This is a genomic window from Microcoleus sp. bin48.metabat.b7b8b9.023 (assembly GCF_013299185.1).
In the GTDB taxonomy this organism is placed as follows: Bacteria; Cyanobacteriota; Cyanobacteriia; order Cyanobacteriales; family Microcoleaceae; genus Microcoleus.
On the sequence record NZ_JAAFKG010000072.1, the window covers coordinates 1 to 14,104 of the forward strand.

Here is a 14,104-nt window from a genome sequence, read left to right on the forward strand (position 1 = left end):
GCAAGCTTTTCGCGGTGTGACATATTTTGTCATCGCTAGGTGGTATTTTTGTTTTCAATCCATAGTGCCAGCTTTTACAATGATTTACCAGGAATTTCGAGGAAATTATTTACTTTATGTCAACAGCGCGATAAAGATTGGGAAATTCGTCTGGCGGTTGAAAGAAGAAAAATTCGAGAAGAAGTTAGAGCTGAAATCAAGGCAGAATATGAAGGTCAGATTACTTCCCTGACCCAGCAACTGGCAGAAATGACCGCAAACTATCAATCTGTATTGGCAAGACTCACAGCTTTAGAAGGAGCAAAATAAATAAATGGTCACAATTCTTGAAAACCCGCTGCGGGTAGGTTTGCGAAAAGAACGGATGCCGGAACCGCAAATTCTGGTCATCTTCGGAGCTTCCGGAGATCTCACCCAGCGCAAACTGGTACCAGCAATTTATCAGATGAAGCTCGATCGGCGCTTGCCACCGGAAACTACAGTAGTAGGTGTGGCCCGCCGTCCCTGGAGTCACGATTACTTCCGAGAACAAATGCGGGAAGGCATCGAAGAATTTGGCGGCGGTATTAGCAATGAGGAATTGTGGCAAGATTTCGCCAAAGGTTTGTACTACTGTCCCGGCGACATTGATAACCCCGAAAGCTATCAAAAACTCAAAGCTTTCTTAGCTGAACTCGATGAAGAAAGGAGAACCCGCGGCAATCACATCTTTTATCTGTCCGTTTCTCCGAACTTTTTCCCAGAAGCAATTCGGCAACTGGGCGCAGCTAAAATGCTGGCAGATCCAATAAAACATCGCTTGGTAATTGAAAAACCCTTCGGCCGCGACTTGAGTTCGGCAAAAGCTCTCAACCGTGTAGTGCAGCAGGTTTGCCAAGAACAGCAAGTTTACCGAATCGACCATTATTTGGGTAAAGAAACGGTTCAAAATTTGATGGTGTTCCGGTTTGCGAACGCGATTTTTGAACCGCTGTGGAACAGGCAATTTGTCGATCACGTACAAATTACCGTTGCAGAAACTGTGGGGGTAGAAGACCGGGCCGGTTACTACGAATCCTCTGGGGCGTTGCGGGATATGCTGCAAAACCACTTGATGCAGATTTTCTGTCTGACGGCGATGGAACCGCCGAACTCCCTTGATGCTGACAGCATCCGCACTGAAAAGATGAAAGTTCTGCAAGCAACTCGCTTGGCGGATTTGAATAACTTGGAGTTCTCCGCGATTCGCGGTCAATATTCCGCAGGGTGGATGAAAGGCAAACCGGTGCCGGGTTATCACGAAGAACCGGGGGTTGCTCCCAACTCGACAACGCCGACTTTTGTGGCGATGAAGTTTATGATTGACAACTGGCGATGGCAGGGAGTGCCTTTCTACCTGCGGACTGGTAAGCGGTTGCCGAAAAAAGTTAGCGAAATTGCGATTCAGTTTCGGGAAGTGCCACTGTTAATTTTTCAGTCGGCGGCCCAACAAACTACTCCTAACGTTTTGACCATGCGCGTGCATCCCAACGAGGGTATTTCGCTGAGGTTTGAGGCAAAAATGCCGGGGCCGGATTTGCGGACGCGGACGGTGGATATGGATTTTAGTTATGGTGCTTCGTTTGGGGTGACATCTTCGGATGCTTACGATCGCCTGTTGATTGATTGTATGCTGGGCGACCAAACTTTGTTTACCCGTTCTGATGAAGTGGAAGAAGCTTGGCGGGTGGTAACTCCGGCGCTGATGGCTTGGGAATCTTCCAACGAACAGGAACTGGTTCCTAAATACGAAGCTGGTACTTGGGAACCGGCCGAGGCAGAACTGCTAATTAACAGAGACGGTCGCAAGTGGCGCAGACTTTAAGAGTCAGTTGTCAGTTGTTAGTTGTCAGTTGTTAGTTGTTAGTTGTCAGTTGTCAGTTGTTAGTTGTCATTAGGTAAGAGTTGCTAACTAAGAATCATCAAGGACTAATGACTAATGCTAATGTTCGGGAACTCTTGCGCGATGGCACTTCTGACGTTGGACTAATGACCAATGACCAATGACCAATGACCAATGCCCCATGCCCCATGCCCCATGCCAAATGACCAATAACAAAGGAGAAAAAACCGATGACAATGACACCGATGAAAGCTCCGCCTCTGGTTTCGCTGCAAAGTCCTAAGGATGTGTCGATCGACCAAATAGAGGCAGAACTGAGTAAAATCTGGGAAAGTTACAGAGAATCAGGATCGAAGGGCGATTTTCCGATCGCGACTAGGGCCGCAACTTTTACTTTTGTCGTGTACGAACCGGAAGAAACCCAGCAATTATTGGCAGATCTGGGATTTTACGACGGGCCTGTCGATGGTATTAGCGGGCCGATGACGGCATCAAGCATCAGGGCTGCTCAAAAAGCTTACGGAATGCCCAGAAGTGGCAAACCTAGCGCTGAATTGCTGGCGATGTTGCGCGAAGAAGTGGCTCGCAAAAATGCCAAGGGAGAGCTTTTGGGTGCGACTGGCTTGGGTTCGGCGGGTTCGGGAGTGGCTGATGCGATCGTAGCTGCGAATCCCTGCCGGATTATTGCTCTGTGCCCGACGGCGGGAGAAGATACGGGCGTGCAGGCTCAAGTGGCTGCTTACTGTCCGGTGCACAAGCGCGGCAGCGGCAATCTGATCTGCTGCGAGTATATTACCCTGCGGGGTACGGAAGCTGCTCTGGAACGGGTGAGCGCGATCGTGACAGCGCTGACGATCGCGGATTTGCCGACGCTGCTGTGGTGGAAAGCGAATCCAGATGCCGATCGAGGTTTGTTCCAGCGGCTGGCGGAAACTAGCAGTTCTGTGATTATCGACTCTAGCAGTTTTGCCGAGTCTGAAGATGAATTGTTGTTGATGCAAAGTCTGATCGAGGAAGGAATTCCGATCGCGGATTTGAATTGGCGCAGGCTGGCGGCGTGGCAGGAGTTGGCTGCCGAGGCCTTCGATCCGCCGGAACGTAGGGCGGCAATTCGGGAGATCGATCGAGTGACGATCGATTACGAACAAGGCAATTCTACTCAAGCGCTGATGTATTTGGGCTGGCTGGCGAGCCGGCTTCAGTGGCGTCCGGTTGCTTTCAAGCAAGAAGAGGGGGATTATCAAATCAAGCGGATTAAATTTGCGGGTGCAGACGAACGGGTTGTAGAAGCCGAGTTAGCTGCTATTCCTACTGCCGATACGGGGGATGTCTCCGGCGATTTGATTGCTCTGCGTTTGAATTCTACGAACGAGAAGGCCGATTGCGGTACGGTTCTGTGTTCGGAAACGGGCGGCTGTATGCGGATGGAAATGAAAGGAGGCGCTCAAACCGATCGATTTAACCAGGTGACTCCTCTGTTCGATCAGGTGACGGAACAGTTGCTGGGCCAGCACTTGCAGAGTTGGGGCCGGGATATGCTTTACGAAGAAAGTTTGGCAGTGACAGCTCAATTGCTGAAATTAGCCAAACACTAACAACAAGTTCCGCAACGGACAATGTATTAGTTAAGATTCAGTAGAGCAGGCAATGTCTGCCCTACTGAATATTCTCTTGTCTTCTCTTTTCTTCCTTAGTGTCCTTCGCGTCTTCGCGGTTCGTTCAATAGATATTATTTGAGCAGTAATACCCATATCAATTATGATTGCATAGAAATGATTAAACCGCAGAGAACACAGAGAACGCAGAGAAAGAACAGAGAGATGAATTGGATATCAGAATTTTATCAATTATCAATTGTCAGTATTTTTTATGACTAATCTAGGGTTATGGCTTTAGTAATTGCTGGCGAGCGCAGCGGTGCGGGAAAGACTACTGTAACGATCGCCCTTTTGGCTTATTTAATTCGCCAGGGCTTGAACGTGCAATCTTTTAAGGTCGGGCCTGACTACATTGACCCGATGTTTCATTCTTTTGTTACTGGCCGCCCCTGTCGAAATTTAGACCCGGTTTTAACATCTGAATCTTATGTTAAAAAGTGTTTTTCCCGTCACATTCAAGATGTTGATTGTGCTTTGGTTGAAGGGGTAATGGGTTTGTTTGATGGGGTTTCTCCGAAGAAGGATTCTGTAACGAGCACTGTACGGGATGTAACGGATGTGAGGAAGGCAGAAGGAAAAGAACATTATTCTATTTCCTTTGCTTCTACGGCTCATGTTGCTTATTTGTTGAATTTGCCGGTATTGTTTGTGATAGATTGCAGCCGGCTGTCTGGTTCTGTGGCTGCGATCGCCCACGGTTTTCGTTCTTTTAACCCAAATCTTAATTTCGCGGGTTTGGTGCTGAATCGGGTGGCGAGCGATCGACATTTAGAGTTGCTGACAGATGCTCTGGAACCGCTGGATTTACCGATTTTGGGTGTTCTGCGACGGGATGAGGCTGTTACTATTCCCGATCGCCATTTAGGCCTGATTCCGGCTGAGGAGTTGCCGAATCTTCATGCTGCGATCGACAAATTAGCGGATTTAGCTGCTGTTAGTTTTGACTGGGAGAAACTTTTGCCTTTGTTGGCTGCGAGTCTTGATGGGGGGGGTGAGGGGTGTGAGCAACTTTTGGGTAGATACAGTCTCCCTTACGAAATTGTAACCAAAAAAGATGATGTTGTCAACTGTTTGGCAAAAAAGTTTTCGGTGCGAGTTGCAGTTGCGCGCGATCGGGCTTTTAATTTTTACTATCAGGACAATCTTGATTTGTTGTCAGAGTTGGGCGCCGAGTTGGTATTCTGGAGTCCGTTGGATGACTCGGTTTTTCCTGAGAATGTGCAGGGGCTATATTTTGGTGGCGGTTTTCCCGAAGTGTTTGCTCAAAAATTAAGCGGTAATGTTTTAATTCGGGATGCTGTCAGAAGTGCGATTTGTTCGGGAATGCCGACTTATGCGGAGTGCGGCGGTTTGATGTACTTGTGCGATTCGATTGTAGACTTTGAAGGGAATTCTTGGCAAGGGGTGGGAGTGTTGCCGGCGGTGGCTGCGATGGGAAAGCGATTGACTCTGGGATATCGAGAAGCTGTGGCGGTGGGGGATAGTTTGGTGTTAGCTGCGGGGGATGTGGTTTGGGGACATGAGTTTCATCGATCGCATTTGACAGTGGAACCAACTAATCCAATTTATCACAGTTGGAGGTACGGCAAACGGGGAGAAGTTGAGGCGGTTGCTGAAGGTTGGGGGGTTTATGGGGTGCACGCTGCTTATTTGCATTTGCACTGGGGTGCTCGCCCTGATATTGCGGTTCGTTTTTTGCAGCAGTGTTCTAATTTTGATTGTAAGGGTGTTTTGGGCGATTCCATACGGGATAGCGGCGCTTCACGAGCTCAAACAATCTAATTTTAACGAACCGCGAAGGCGCGAAGTTCGCGAAGGAAGAGAAAGAAGAGAAGAGATGAAGATAGTTAATGTTTGTCGTGGTTGGGGAGTAAATTACTTGTTGTTGAGCAAGTTGAAAAGTCTATTTTTGGCTGCGAGGAAGGTATAAATAATCCTATCTTATCTATTTATATTAGAATATTTATAACTTAAACAGCTACGAAGGTTGGGATTTATGAGCGAATTTATTGCGACTAAGCAGTTGTTGGCGCAATGGGTGACGCCGGAGAATTTTCGGAGTTACGGTCAAGTTATTTCTGCGAGTTTTGATGGCAAGTCTTTTGATGATGAGGATGCTAAGTTAAATTTGGAAAATGGTATTCCTAGATTTTACATTATGCGGTTGCACCAGAAGGGTCGCAAGTTTGGTAAAATTACGCGGCACGTTGAATGTACTCAGTGTTTGGGTTCTCTGGATGGGAAGGATTGGTTGATTGCTGTGGCACCTCCTTGTGATAGTGATGAACCGAGTTTGGAGAGTATCGCTGCTTTTCGGATTCCGGGTGATTGTTTTATTAAGTTAGATGTGGGGACTTGGCACGCTGGGCCTTATTTTGATGCGGATTTTGTGGATTTTTATAATCTGGAGTTGAGCGATACTAATGTGGTTGACCATTTTGGTTTTGATTTTGTGAAACATCACAATCTGGAATTTGAAATTGTCTGATATTTTCTCGTTTGAAAGAGTGGATGGCGTAAGACATAGGGCATAATCATTATTTGAGCAACATCTGAAACTGTTAAACTATGAATCAAGGTGGTATTCCCGATGAGAGTCCGAGAAATTTACCAGAGCAATTGCTCCTGGAAGATGCTAAGGCTGGTAATTCCAAAGTAATTCGTCGTGGTACAGATAGTCCATTGGGGGATGTACCGAGACTTATTGCTGTTTATGGCGGGAATTCTGAAGATTGGGATAAAATGACAAGTATTGAGGCTTTTGAAATTAATGGAGTTTCCGTGCAAGTCCATTGGTTTCGGAACAGTCAGACTTTTCAGGAGGTGGAGTTCAAGTTCAAACGACAATATCCTAAAATTGCTCCTAAAAATCTGTAGGTAATCAAATTATGAAAATTCGTTGTATTGCTAAGACTGGTGAATCTCTCCCTGAAGAATATATAGACCCGCCACGCGGTTACACTGAGAAAATTAAGTTTGCACTAACAATAGGTAAGGAGTATGTTGTTTATGCTATTCGAGAATGGAAAGGAACTATTTGGTACTATATCTGCGACGATATTTTTAGCTATTATCCGATGGAGAATCCGGCACCGATGTTTGAGGTGGTTGACAGCAGGGTTTCTAAGTATTGGCAGTTTGAACTTTCGCCTAATGGCTTGTTAATGATAGCGTTTGAACAGTGGTTTACTGACCCTTATTTTTATGATAAGCTGACGGATCAGGAAGAGGCGGAGGTTGAGATTTTTGATAAGGTTAAGGAATTGATGGATGCTGAGGATTTTGATTTGCCTCCGCTGGAGATTGCAGTTGAAAAATTGCGGGAAACTGTCAGTGTTTGAGTGGGAAAAATGCGATTCTCGCAAATTATTTGTTTACCACCTTGACTCCCATACCTTCAAATGGTATCAAATAGGAAACAGCATAATTTTGAAAAAAAATGAACGATAGAATTGAATCCAATAATAACTATGAGATCCTAGACGACGATGATGTTTTGTTATTCGATAAAGCTACTTTTCTGGTACGCAGTTTTGAAGATGTAGTCACTAGCAAGTTTATTGAAATGCTTGATATCATTGCACTAAGGGAATCTCGCCATAAATCAATAATTAATTGAATGAAAGAGCTACGGATTAACGAAGAAATAATAATTAATGCAGGGGAGATAGACTGGAACTCCCCTCAAGAAGGAATAGATTGTCAAGTTCTAAAAATAGGTTCTAAGGGTTGGCAAAAAGGAAGGATTCAAATAAAAGTTAATGAAAATTTCCAGTCGGGGGAAACGCAGGTATGTATAAAGTTTTGTCCCGATCGCCCAAATGAACCTATATCGCCTTTAGATGATATCAGACAATCTGAGGAATACAAAAAACTGCTCGAAAATAACTGATAGCCCGATCGCCCTTACAATACAATAATCGATCGCACTCCCAGGCTAGCCAGAAAAAAATGACAAATATAGAAGAATATGTCGATCGCACTTCCGAACTGATAAACTTACCCCTAGACCCGGAACATCGTCCCGGCGTTGTGGTAAACTTCGAGATGATAGCGGCGATCGCCCGACTCGTTACAGAATTCCCCTTACCCCCAGAAATCGAAGCTGCACCAGTGTTTGAACCTTAGATTTTTAACCGCCGATGAACGCAGATGAACGCAAATTTTTAGCAGGAGCGGATGCAGTCGCTACAGCATCGGCGGTTAAAAGTGGTAAGATTGCAGCGACGGCGGTTGTGAATGCTGCATTAGAACGAATTGCCGATCGAGACAACACACTCAATTGCTTTACAGCCATCACCGCAGAAAGTGCGATCGCAGCAGCCGAAAAGATAGATAATGCGATCGCAAATAACGAAAACCCAGGCCCGCTAGCAGGCGTTCCCTTCGCAGTCAAAAATTTGTTTGATGTCGGCGGAATTACTACCCTAGCAGGGTCAAAAATCAATGCTGACAACGCTCCGGCGAGCCAAGACGCGGGGGCGGTTGCCCGACTGCGACAAGCCGGTGCGGTGCTTGTAGGTACGCTGAACATGGATGAGTACGCCTACGGTTTTGTCACGGAAAACAGCCATTACGGCCAGACTCGCAACCCTCACGATACTGCGCGCATCGCCGGCGGTTCCAGTGGCGGTTCGGCTGCGGCGGTGGCTGCGGGTTTGGTACCTGTTACTTTGGGTTCGGATACTAACGGTTCCATTCGCGTGCCCGCTGCTTTGTGCGGTATTTTTGGGTTTAAGCCTACTTACGGCCGTTTGTCCAGGGCCGGTGCTTTTTTGTTTTCGAGTAGTTTGGATTGTGTGGGGCCGTTCGGGCGATCGCTCCGAGACATCGCGCTGCTGTATGATATCTTGCAAGGCACGGACGATCGCGATCCAGTTTGCACTCAACGCCCGCCAGAACTTACCTCGCCACAGTTAAATATAGGAATTGAAGGATTGCGAATTGCTGTTGCTGACGGCTATTTCGCTACAGGGGCCGAACCGGAAGCTATGGATGCTGTAGAAATAGTTGCACGAGCCTTGACAAATGTCTTGAATTGTGGTATGGAGTCAGAAATAGCAAATTCCCGAAAAATTGGGGGGCTTGTGACTGTCAGCATACCGGAATCCGATCGCGCGAGGGCAGCAGCGTTTATAATTACCGCTTGCGAAGGTGGAAACTTGCATTTGGAGAATTTGCGAGTGCGCCCTCAAGACTTCGATCCGGCAACGCGCGATCGTTTTTTGGCTGGAACCATGATTCCTGCGACGTGGTACGTGCAAGCGCAGAGATTCAGACAGTGGTATCGGTCTCAAATTCGCGAAATATTCCAACATACAGATATCATTCTCGCACCCGCAACTCCGATCGCGGCCCCTGAAATTGGTGTCGAGAAAATGGTCATCGCCGGACAAGAAATGTTAGTGCGTCCCAATCTGGGACTGTTCACCCAACCCCTATCATTCATAGGCTTGCCTGTTCTTTGCGTGCCCGTAAAGCCACCTGGCGCTTTGCCGTTGGGGGTACAAATCATTGGTGCTCCCTACAGCGAAGCGGTGATTCTCCGAGTCGCTGCGGTATTAGAAGCCCAAGGAATTGTATCTGCCGAATCAATAAGCCCCTAATTCTAGGGTTTGTTGTTGCGGTGGAAGCGTCTTTTAGTTCTTCTGGCAATCGCTTTGCGCTTTTGCTTTTCCAACGGAGTTTCAAAGTGGCGGTGCTTTCTCATGTCGGGGAAAATTCCCGCTTTGGAAACTTGTCGCTTAAACCGTCGTAGGGCTGACTCAATCCCTTCATTTTCGCCGATTACAACTTGGGTCATTATTTCTCCTTTGGTTCGTTAGATCAAGTTTTATCATATCAAGGTTTTTGGCGGCGCGACCTGTTGGATGTCGGGCGATCGACCAAAACCCCAAAATTATACCAGAAAATAGGTTCGTAGTGAGGACTTCAGTCCTTCTTTGTTGCGGACTGAAGTCCTCACTACAAGCCGGGTTCGTAGTGAGGACTTTAGTCCTTCTTTGTTGCGGACTGAATTCCTCACTACAAGCCGGGTTAGTAGTGAGGACTTCAGTCCTTCTTTGTTGCGGACTGAAGTCCTCACTACAAGCCGGGTTCGTAGTGAGGACTTCAGTCCTTCTTTGTTGCGGACTGAAGTCCTCACTACAAGCCGGGTTCGTAGTGAGGACTTCAGTCCTTCTTTGTTGCGGACTGAAGTCCTCACTACAAGCCGGGTTAGTAGTGAGGACTTCAGTCCTTCTTTGTTGCGGACTGAAGTCCTCACTACAAGCCGGGTTCGTAGTGAGGACTTTAGTCCTTCTTTGTTGCGGACTGAATTCCTCACTACAAGCCGGGTTAGTAGTGAGGACTTCAGTCCTTCTTTGTTGCGGACTGAATTCCTCACTACAAGCCGGGTTCGTAGTGAGGACTTCAGTCCTTCTTTGTTGCGGACTGAATTCCTCACTACTAACCTGTTTGATTGCGGGTAGCGGTTACTCTGTTTGGGCTATCAACTGATTTTCCTGTCGCAGGTAAGCTTGAATAAAGGGGTCTAATTCGCCGTTCATCACATCTAAGACGGCGGTAGTTTCCACGCCAGTCCGCAAATCCTTGACCATTTGATAGGGGTGAAACACGTAGTTGCGAATTTGGTTGCCCCAAGCTGCCTCTACCATGTCGCCGCGAATCTCGGCAATTTCGGCGGCGCGCTGTTCCCTAGCAACCACCAACAGCCTAGCTTTGAGTAAGGCGAGAGCTTTTTCTTTATTTTGCAACTGACTGCGTTCTTCGGTACAGCGGACAGCTAAACCAGTCGGAAGGTGAACGATGCGGACAGCGGTTTCTACCTTGTTAACGTTTTGTCCGCCCTTGCCGCCCGCCCGGGAAGTCGTGACTTCCAAATCTTTTTCGGGAATATCCAGTTTAACGGATCGATCGAGCACCGGCATCACTTCCACGCCCGCAAAACTGGTTTGACGCTTGTCATTAGCGTTAAACGGCGAAATTCTCACCAAACGGTGAGTACCTTTTTCCGACCTCATGTAGCCGTAGGCGTAGCGGCCGACAATTTCCAAAGAGGCAGATTTAACACCTGCTTCCTCTCCCTCAGAAATCTCGGTTAAATGTACTTTGTAACCTTGACTTTCGCCCCAGCGGGTGTACATCCGCAGCAGCATTTCGGCCCAATCTTGAGCATCTGTACCGCCGGCCCCGGCGTTAATTGTCAAAACGGCGCCGCCTTCGTCGTAGGGCCCGGAGAGTAATTGTTGCAATTCCCACTGGTCGAGTTCGCGGGTTAATTGTGAAAGACTCGATGAGGCTTCTTGGAACAGGGACTCGTCGGCTTCTAACTCCAGCAGTTCTAAAATAGCTCTAGCGTCTTCTAGGCTAGTCTGCCAGCCGTGGTATTGGTCTAAATGAGATTTGAAGTCATTCAGTTCTTGGAGGGTTCCTTGAGCTTGTTCTTGGTCGTCCCAGAATGCCGGTTGGGCGCAGATTTGCTCTAAGTCTTGGATTTTGGCTGTGAGTGCGGGGATGTCAAAGATAGTCCTGGGTGGTACCCAGTCGATCGGACAATGTTTCAATATCGTGTTTGATGTCTAGAACTTCCACTGTGAGTTCTCCTAGTTTTGTGGTGTCTTGTCGATTTTAGCTGAAATTGGGTTCAATCTGTGCAAATCAATTTTTCAGCAGCAGACCAGCTTTGAGAAATGAGTCAATCTTGCCGTCGAGTACCTCGGCGATGGCTGTTGTTTCGATTCCTGTACGGATATCCAGAACTTTGTCCTGGTTTTCGCTGTCGCTGGCAAATTGATATTCCCGAATTGGTTGGTTGAGGAATGTTTTTAGGCGATCGTACTGAATGTCTGCAAGCTGTAGAACTCCTTGCCTTTGCATCATAGCAAACAGTTTGCTCTTGAGAACCGCCAAAGCCTTGTCTTTATTTTGCAGTTGAGTGGGACATTCATCACAAAGGGCAGAAATACCAGTAGGAATATGCACAATTTTCGCCCATGCTTTGGTTCCGTTACGATTCTGATTGAGATTGGGTAATATTAGTTCTAAATCCTGCTGTGCAATCTCCAATTGCACGTACATTTGTAAAATTTCCACCGTCGCTGTAGAAGAGAGTCGCATTCTGGTAATATTAAAAGGCGATTTCCGTTTAAGTCGGTGTATTCCGGTTTCTGACTTTAGATAGCCGCAAGCGTAACGTCCGTCTATTTCCAAGGTTGTAGAAATAATTCCTATTTCAGGCGCTGGGGAAGATTCAACGTCCGCAACTTGGTAGCCTCGGCTTAGTCCCCACATAATATACATTCTGAGCAACATTTCTGCCCTGTATTGAGCATCGATATCGTCTGTTCCGGCGTTAATTATGAGGTAGGCTCCATTTTTGTCACAATGCCCGCTCAATAATTGGTCTATTTCATACTCTTCGAGAGAGCAGTTTAGTTGAGTTAAATTAGTGTGAAGTTCTTGCCCTAATTCGTCGTCTGCTTGAAATTATAGTAACTCCAGTGCTGCTGTAGTATCTGCCAAAATTGTTTGGCACTGGTTGAGTTTTGCCTGGTCGGATTCGAGTGCGTCTAGTTCTTGGAGTATCCGTTCAACTGTGTTGGTGCTGTTGCGAGATTCCGGCTGTGCTGCTAGCTGTTGTAACTTTTGGCTCTCGGCGGTTAAGGCTGAGTTAAAGACAGTCTTGTAGGTTGGTTAGACGATCGCACAAAATTTCGATATTGTGTTTGATGTGTAGAACTTCCACTGTGAGTTCTCCTAGTTGTGGGATATATATTTATATATTAGCATTTTGGCAACAATAGTAAGATTTTTTTGACCGCAGGTGAATGCGAATGCAAGCGGGAATTGTGAAGGTAATAAAAAACCGCAGCAGGATGTCGATCGCGCTGCGGTTATTTTCACGCTAAACTTTCAATGATTAATCGCGGCCGTTGAGGGCAATCATCAGGCGCAGAATGAAGATGAACAAGTTGATGTAGGTCAAGTACATCGACAGGGCGGCGGGCAAATACTGGTCGTCGCGGTAACTGCGGGGTAAGATGTAAAAATCGACGATCGCAGCACCAGCAAATATAAACACGCCGATACCAGAAATGCCAATTTCCAACCAAGTTGGGGTGTAGACGCCGAACAGCGACAGCAGAAATTGACCGCCAACTACTACTAACAAAGCAATGACACCTAAACTGATAGTCTTGGTGAGAGCCATGCCGTCTGCTTCCGACAAGTTGGAGCCAATTTGGCGGGCGGCGATGAAAGTAATCCCACAGCCTAGGGCTGCAAAACCGATGCCACCGATGCCGACGCCTTGGGTTCTGAGGGCTGTAAATACCAATCCGCTGAGGGTGTAGCCGGAAAGCAGGCTGTAGGTAGCCAGCAGCGGCAAGGCAGTGTTTTTATTGTTTTGTTCGGCGGCGGCGCTGGCGACGAAGAACAGAATTAATTCTAGGACGATCGCGCCAATAAACGTCGGAAAGAAGATTCCGGGATAGTTGCGGATGACTCCGAGGCCGCCGTAGGTGCCGACAGCAGTTAAGACAAGTCCGCCGCCCACGAAGGGGAGGGCGTTAGCGATGACGTTGGGGCCAACCAGCGCGTGGTTTTTGGCCTCGCGCACGGCTTCGCGGAAGTTGCTGGTGTTACTCACGAGGATTTACCTAATTTTGGCTGAGATTTGCTATCTATATTTTGACAGCTTTACAGTTTGTTGACAAAACATGAAATAGTTTAAAGATTTGATAAAGAACGGGGGTGAGATCACTTTCTACCTGGAAGTGATTGTTTATAATCAACGGCGTACAAGTAAATCTCCACCCTGTGGTAGTTGTCTGGGGACGATCTCTGAGACCGTTGTCAGTCGTCGTAGAGCTATAATTGAGGTTAAAGTACCGGTGCTATTGGCGGCGAGGGGCAACCTAAAAGTCGATCGCATTGCAAATACATAGCTGAAGTTAATCAATTTGGAATTTGGGATTTACGATTTGGGATTGAGGAGTTTATGATTGAGTCAGGGACTCCAGTTGATTTTAGGTTTTTTGATTGGTGACTTAGTTGAAACTACAGCCCGGAAAGCTGAATCATCTCAACTATAAAATAAGTCTTAAATTTTTAAGCGGTTGGGTGGGTTGCGAAACTGGTCTAGACAGGGTATGTAAAGCAAATTAATCGTGAAAGTATTTAGTTCGATCGACAAAATGCCAAACAGGTAATATCTAATGCCCACATTTTTTGCTCGCACATTATTGCCACCTGCCGCCGGAATTCTATTGGCGGCAACTACCCTTATTTCCGGCGGTCAAGCTGCCCTTGCAGCTAATGTCAGTGCCGTTTCTACTGCCACTTCATCGCAGGGTTCAGAACATTTGCTGCTGGCTCTGACTGGTCAATCCGCCCAAGGTACAATTTTACCGAGCCCGAACTCGGGAACGGCCAACCGGGCGGCTGGGCCGGTGAAAATTCCTGAGCCTTCAATGCTGGCGGGGTTGGTTTTAGTCGCCGGTTCGCTGGTGATGACTCGCCGGAGAGGGAGAGTTAAACAGGAGAGTTTTGGCAAAAATCAAAGTTTTTAGATTGTTAAGAGGCA

Annotated in this window: 16 protein-coding genes and 1 pseudogene; 12 read left to right on the plus strand and 5 right to left on the minus strand. The window is 47.1% G+C overall.

All coding sequences use genetic code 11. The features are described 5' to 3' along the window. Positions 1 to 39 precede the first annotated feature (39 nt). From QZW82_RS28505 to QZW82_RS28550, 10 genes are all read left to right on the plus strand, one after another. Positions 40 to 309 (plus strand): hypothetical protein, encoded by a 270-nt coding sequence (locus tag QZW82_RS28505; protein WP_293156544.1) that lies wholly within the window; start codon positions 40 to 42, stop codon positions 307 to 309. Positions 310 to 313: 4 nt separating this feature from the next. Then, complete coding sequence (zwf, locus tag QZW82_RS28510; protein ID WP_293156547.1) at positions 314 to 1,843, plus strand: glucose-6-phosphate dehydrogenase; 1,530 nt, start codon at positions 314 to 316, stop codon at positions 1,841 to 1,843. Positions 1,844 to 2,091: 248 nt separating this feature from the next. Beyond that, positions 2,092 to 3,456: a glucose-6-phosphate dehydrogenase assembly protein OpcA gene (gene opcA, locus QZW82_RS28515; RefSeq protein ID WP_293156549.1), complete on the plus strand. Its 1,365-nt coding sequence runs from the start codon at positions 2,092 to 2,094 to the stop codon at positions 3,454 to 3,456. Positions 3,457 to 3,747: 291 nt separating this feature from the next. Further along, complete coding sequence (locus QZW82_RS28520) at positions 3,748 to 5,301, plus strand: cobyrinate a,c-diamide synthase (protein ID WP_293156551.1); 1,554 nt, start codon at positions 3,748 to 3,750, stop codon at positions 5,299 to 5,301. Between the two features lie 214 nt (positions 5,302 to 5,515). Then, the gene (locus QZW82_RS28525; protein WP_293156554.1) at positions 5,516 to 6,007 is read left to right on the plus strand and encodes an ureidoglycolate lyase; all 492 of its coding nucleotides are present in this window, start codon (positions 5,516 to 5,518) and stop codon (positions 6,005 to 6,007) included. An 80-nt stretch (positions 6,008 to 6,087) separates the two neighbouring features. Beyond that, a complete protein-coding gene (locus tag QZW82_RS28530; RefSeq protein WP_293156557.1) occupies positions 6,088 to 6,396 on the plus strand; it encodes a hypothetical protein in 309 nt (102 codons plus the stop codon). 11 nt (positions 6,397 to 6,407) lie between these two features. Then, on the plus strand, positions 6,408 to 6,860 hold the full coding sequence (locus tag QZW82_RS28535) for a hypothetical protein (protein WP_293156560.1): 453 nt from the start codon (positions 6,408 to 6,410) through the stop codon (positions 6,858 to 6,860). 278 nt (positions 6,861 to 7,138) lie between these two features. Further along, positions 7,139 to 7,411 carry a KGK domain-containing protein gene (locus QZW82_RS28540; RefSeq protein ID WP_293156563.1) on the plus strand — a complete coding sequence of 91 codons (273 nt, stop codon included), beginning with the start codon at positions 7,139 to 7,141 and terminating at the stop codon, positions 7,409 to 7,411. 59 nt (positions 7,412 to 7,470) lie between these two features. Beyond that, positions 7,471 to 7,647, plus strand: a complete 177-nt coding sequence (locus QZW82_RS28545; protein ID WP_293156566.1) for a DUF4089 domain-containing protein — start codon at positions 7,471 to 7,473, stop codon at positions 7,645 to 7,647. Between the two features lie 14 nt (positions 7,648 to 7,661). Next, entirely contained in the window at positions 7,662 to 9,125 is a 1,464-nt protein-coding gene (locus QZW82_RS28550) for an AtzE family amidohydrolase (protein ID WP_293156569.1), read from the plus strand. Positions 9,126 to 9,127: 2 nt separating this feature from the next. Here the strand turns inward: QZW82_RS28550 and rpsU are convergent, their stop codons facing one another. Continuing rightward, positions 9,128 to 9,322: a 30S ribosomal protein S21 gene (rpsU, locus tag QZW82_RS28555; RefSeq protein ID WP_006632476.1), complete on the minus strand. Its 195-nt coding sequence runs from the start codon at positions 9,320 to 9,322 to the stop codon at positions 9,128 to 9,130. A gap of 139 nt (positions 9,323 to 9,461) precedes the next feature. Between rpsU and QZW82_RS28560 the strand changes: the two genes are divergently transcribed. Next, a complete protein-coding gene (locus tag QZW82_RS28560; protein ID WP_293156572.1) occupies positions 9,462 to 9,989 on the plus strand; it encodes a hypothetical protein in 528 nt (175 codons plus the stop codon). Positions 9,990 to 9,992: 3 nt separating this feature from the next. Here QZW82_RS28560 and prfB read toward each other — a convergent pair. The 4 genes and pseudogenes from prfB to QZW82_RS28575 all read right to left on the minus strand — a co-directional run bounded on the left by prfB (position 9,993) and on the right by QZW82_RS28575 (position 13,168). Continuing rightward, positions 9,993 to 11,112 (minus strand): peptide chain release factor 2 gene (gene prfB / locus QZW82_RS28565; RefSeq protein WP_293156574.1). Its coding sequence is split into 2 segments (ribosomal slippage): positions 9,993 to 11,039 and positions 11,041 to 11,112, totalling 1,119 coding nucleotides; the frame shifts between segments, so codons are not numbered across the junction. Positions 11,113 to 11,178: 66 nt separating this feature from the next. Beyond that, complete coding sequence (locus tag QZW82_RS32325) at positions 11,179 to 11,637, minus strand: peptide chain release factor-like protein (RefSeq protein ID WP_366665102.1); 459 nt, start codon at positions 11,635 to 11,637, stop codon at positions 11,179 to 11,181. Next, positions 11,623 to 11,988 (minus strand): annotated as a pseudogene (locus QZW82_RS32330) (PCRF domain-containing protein); the annotation flags it as partial. The pseudogene QZW82_RS32330 and the gene QZW82_RS32325, both read right to left, overlap by 15 nt. Positions 11,989 to 12,439: 451 nt before the next feature. Further along, positions 12,440 to 13,168, minus strand: a complete 729-nt coding sequence (locus QZW82_RS28575; RefSeq protein WP_293156577.1) for a Bax inhibitor-1 family protein — start codon at positions 13,166 to 13,168, stop codon at positions 12,440 to 12,442. Between the two features lie 568 nt (positions 13,169 to 13,736). On the opposite strand from QZW82_RS28575, the gene QZW82_RS28580 reads away from it, so the two are divergent. After that, a complete protein-coding gene (locus QZW82_RS28580; protein WP_293156580.1) occupies positions 13,737 to 14,090 on the plus strand; it encodes a PEP-CTERM sorting domain-containing protein in 354 nt (117 codons plus the stop codon). The last annotated feature ends 14 nt before the right edge of the window (positions 14,091 to 14,104 follow it).

Bases quoted from the DNA above. Each gene is read 5' to 3' on its own strand.
- zwf (WP_293156547.1), top strand. From the start codon at position 314: ATGGTCACAATTCTTGAAAACCCGCTGCGGGTAGGTTTGCGAAAAGAA.
- opcA (WP_293156549.1), top strand. From the start codon at position 2,092: ATGACAATGACACCGATGAAAGCTCCGCCTCTGGTTTCGCTGCAAAGT.
- QZW82_RS28520 (WP_293156551.1), top strand. From the start codon at position 3,748: ATGGCTTTAGTAATTGCTGGCGAGCGCAGCGGTGCGGGAAAGACTACT.
- QZW82_RS28525 (WP_293156554.1), top strand. From the start codon at position 5,516: ATGAGCGAATTTATTGCGACTAAGCAGTTGTTGGCGCAATGGGTGACG.
- QZW82_RS28530 (WP_293156557.1), top strand. From the start codon at position 6,088: ATGAATCAAGGTGGTATTCCCGATGAGAGTCCGAGAAATTTACCAGAG.
- QZW82_RS28535 (WP_293156560.1), top strand. From the start codon at position 6,408: ATGAAAATTCGTTGTATTGCTAAGACTGGTGAATCTCTCCCTGAAGAA.
- QZW82_RS28540 (WP_293156563.1), top strand. From the start codon at position 7,139: ATGAAAGAGCTACGGATTAACGAAGAAATAATAATTAATGCAGGGGAG.
- QZW82_RS28545 (WP_293156566.1), top strand. From the start codon at position 7,471: ATGACAAATATAGAAGAATATGTCGATCGCACTTCCGAACTGATAAAC.
- QZW82_RS28550 (WP_293156569.1), top strand. From the start codon at position 7,662: ATGAACGCAGATGAACGCAAATTTTTAGCAGGAGCGGATGCAGTCGCT.
- rpsU (WP_006632476.1), bottom strand. From the start codon at position 9,322: ATGACCCAAGTTGTAATCGGCGAAAATGAAGGGATTGAGTCAGCCCTA.
- QZW82_RS32325 (WP_366665102.1), bottom strand. From the start codon at position 11,637: ATGCGACTCTCTTCTACAGCGACGGTGGAAATTTTACAAATGTACGTG.
- QZW82_RS28580 (WP_293156580.1), top strand. From the start codon at position 13,737: ATGCCCACATTTTTTGCTCGCACATTATTGCCACCTGCCGCCGGAATT.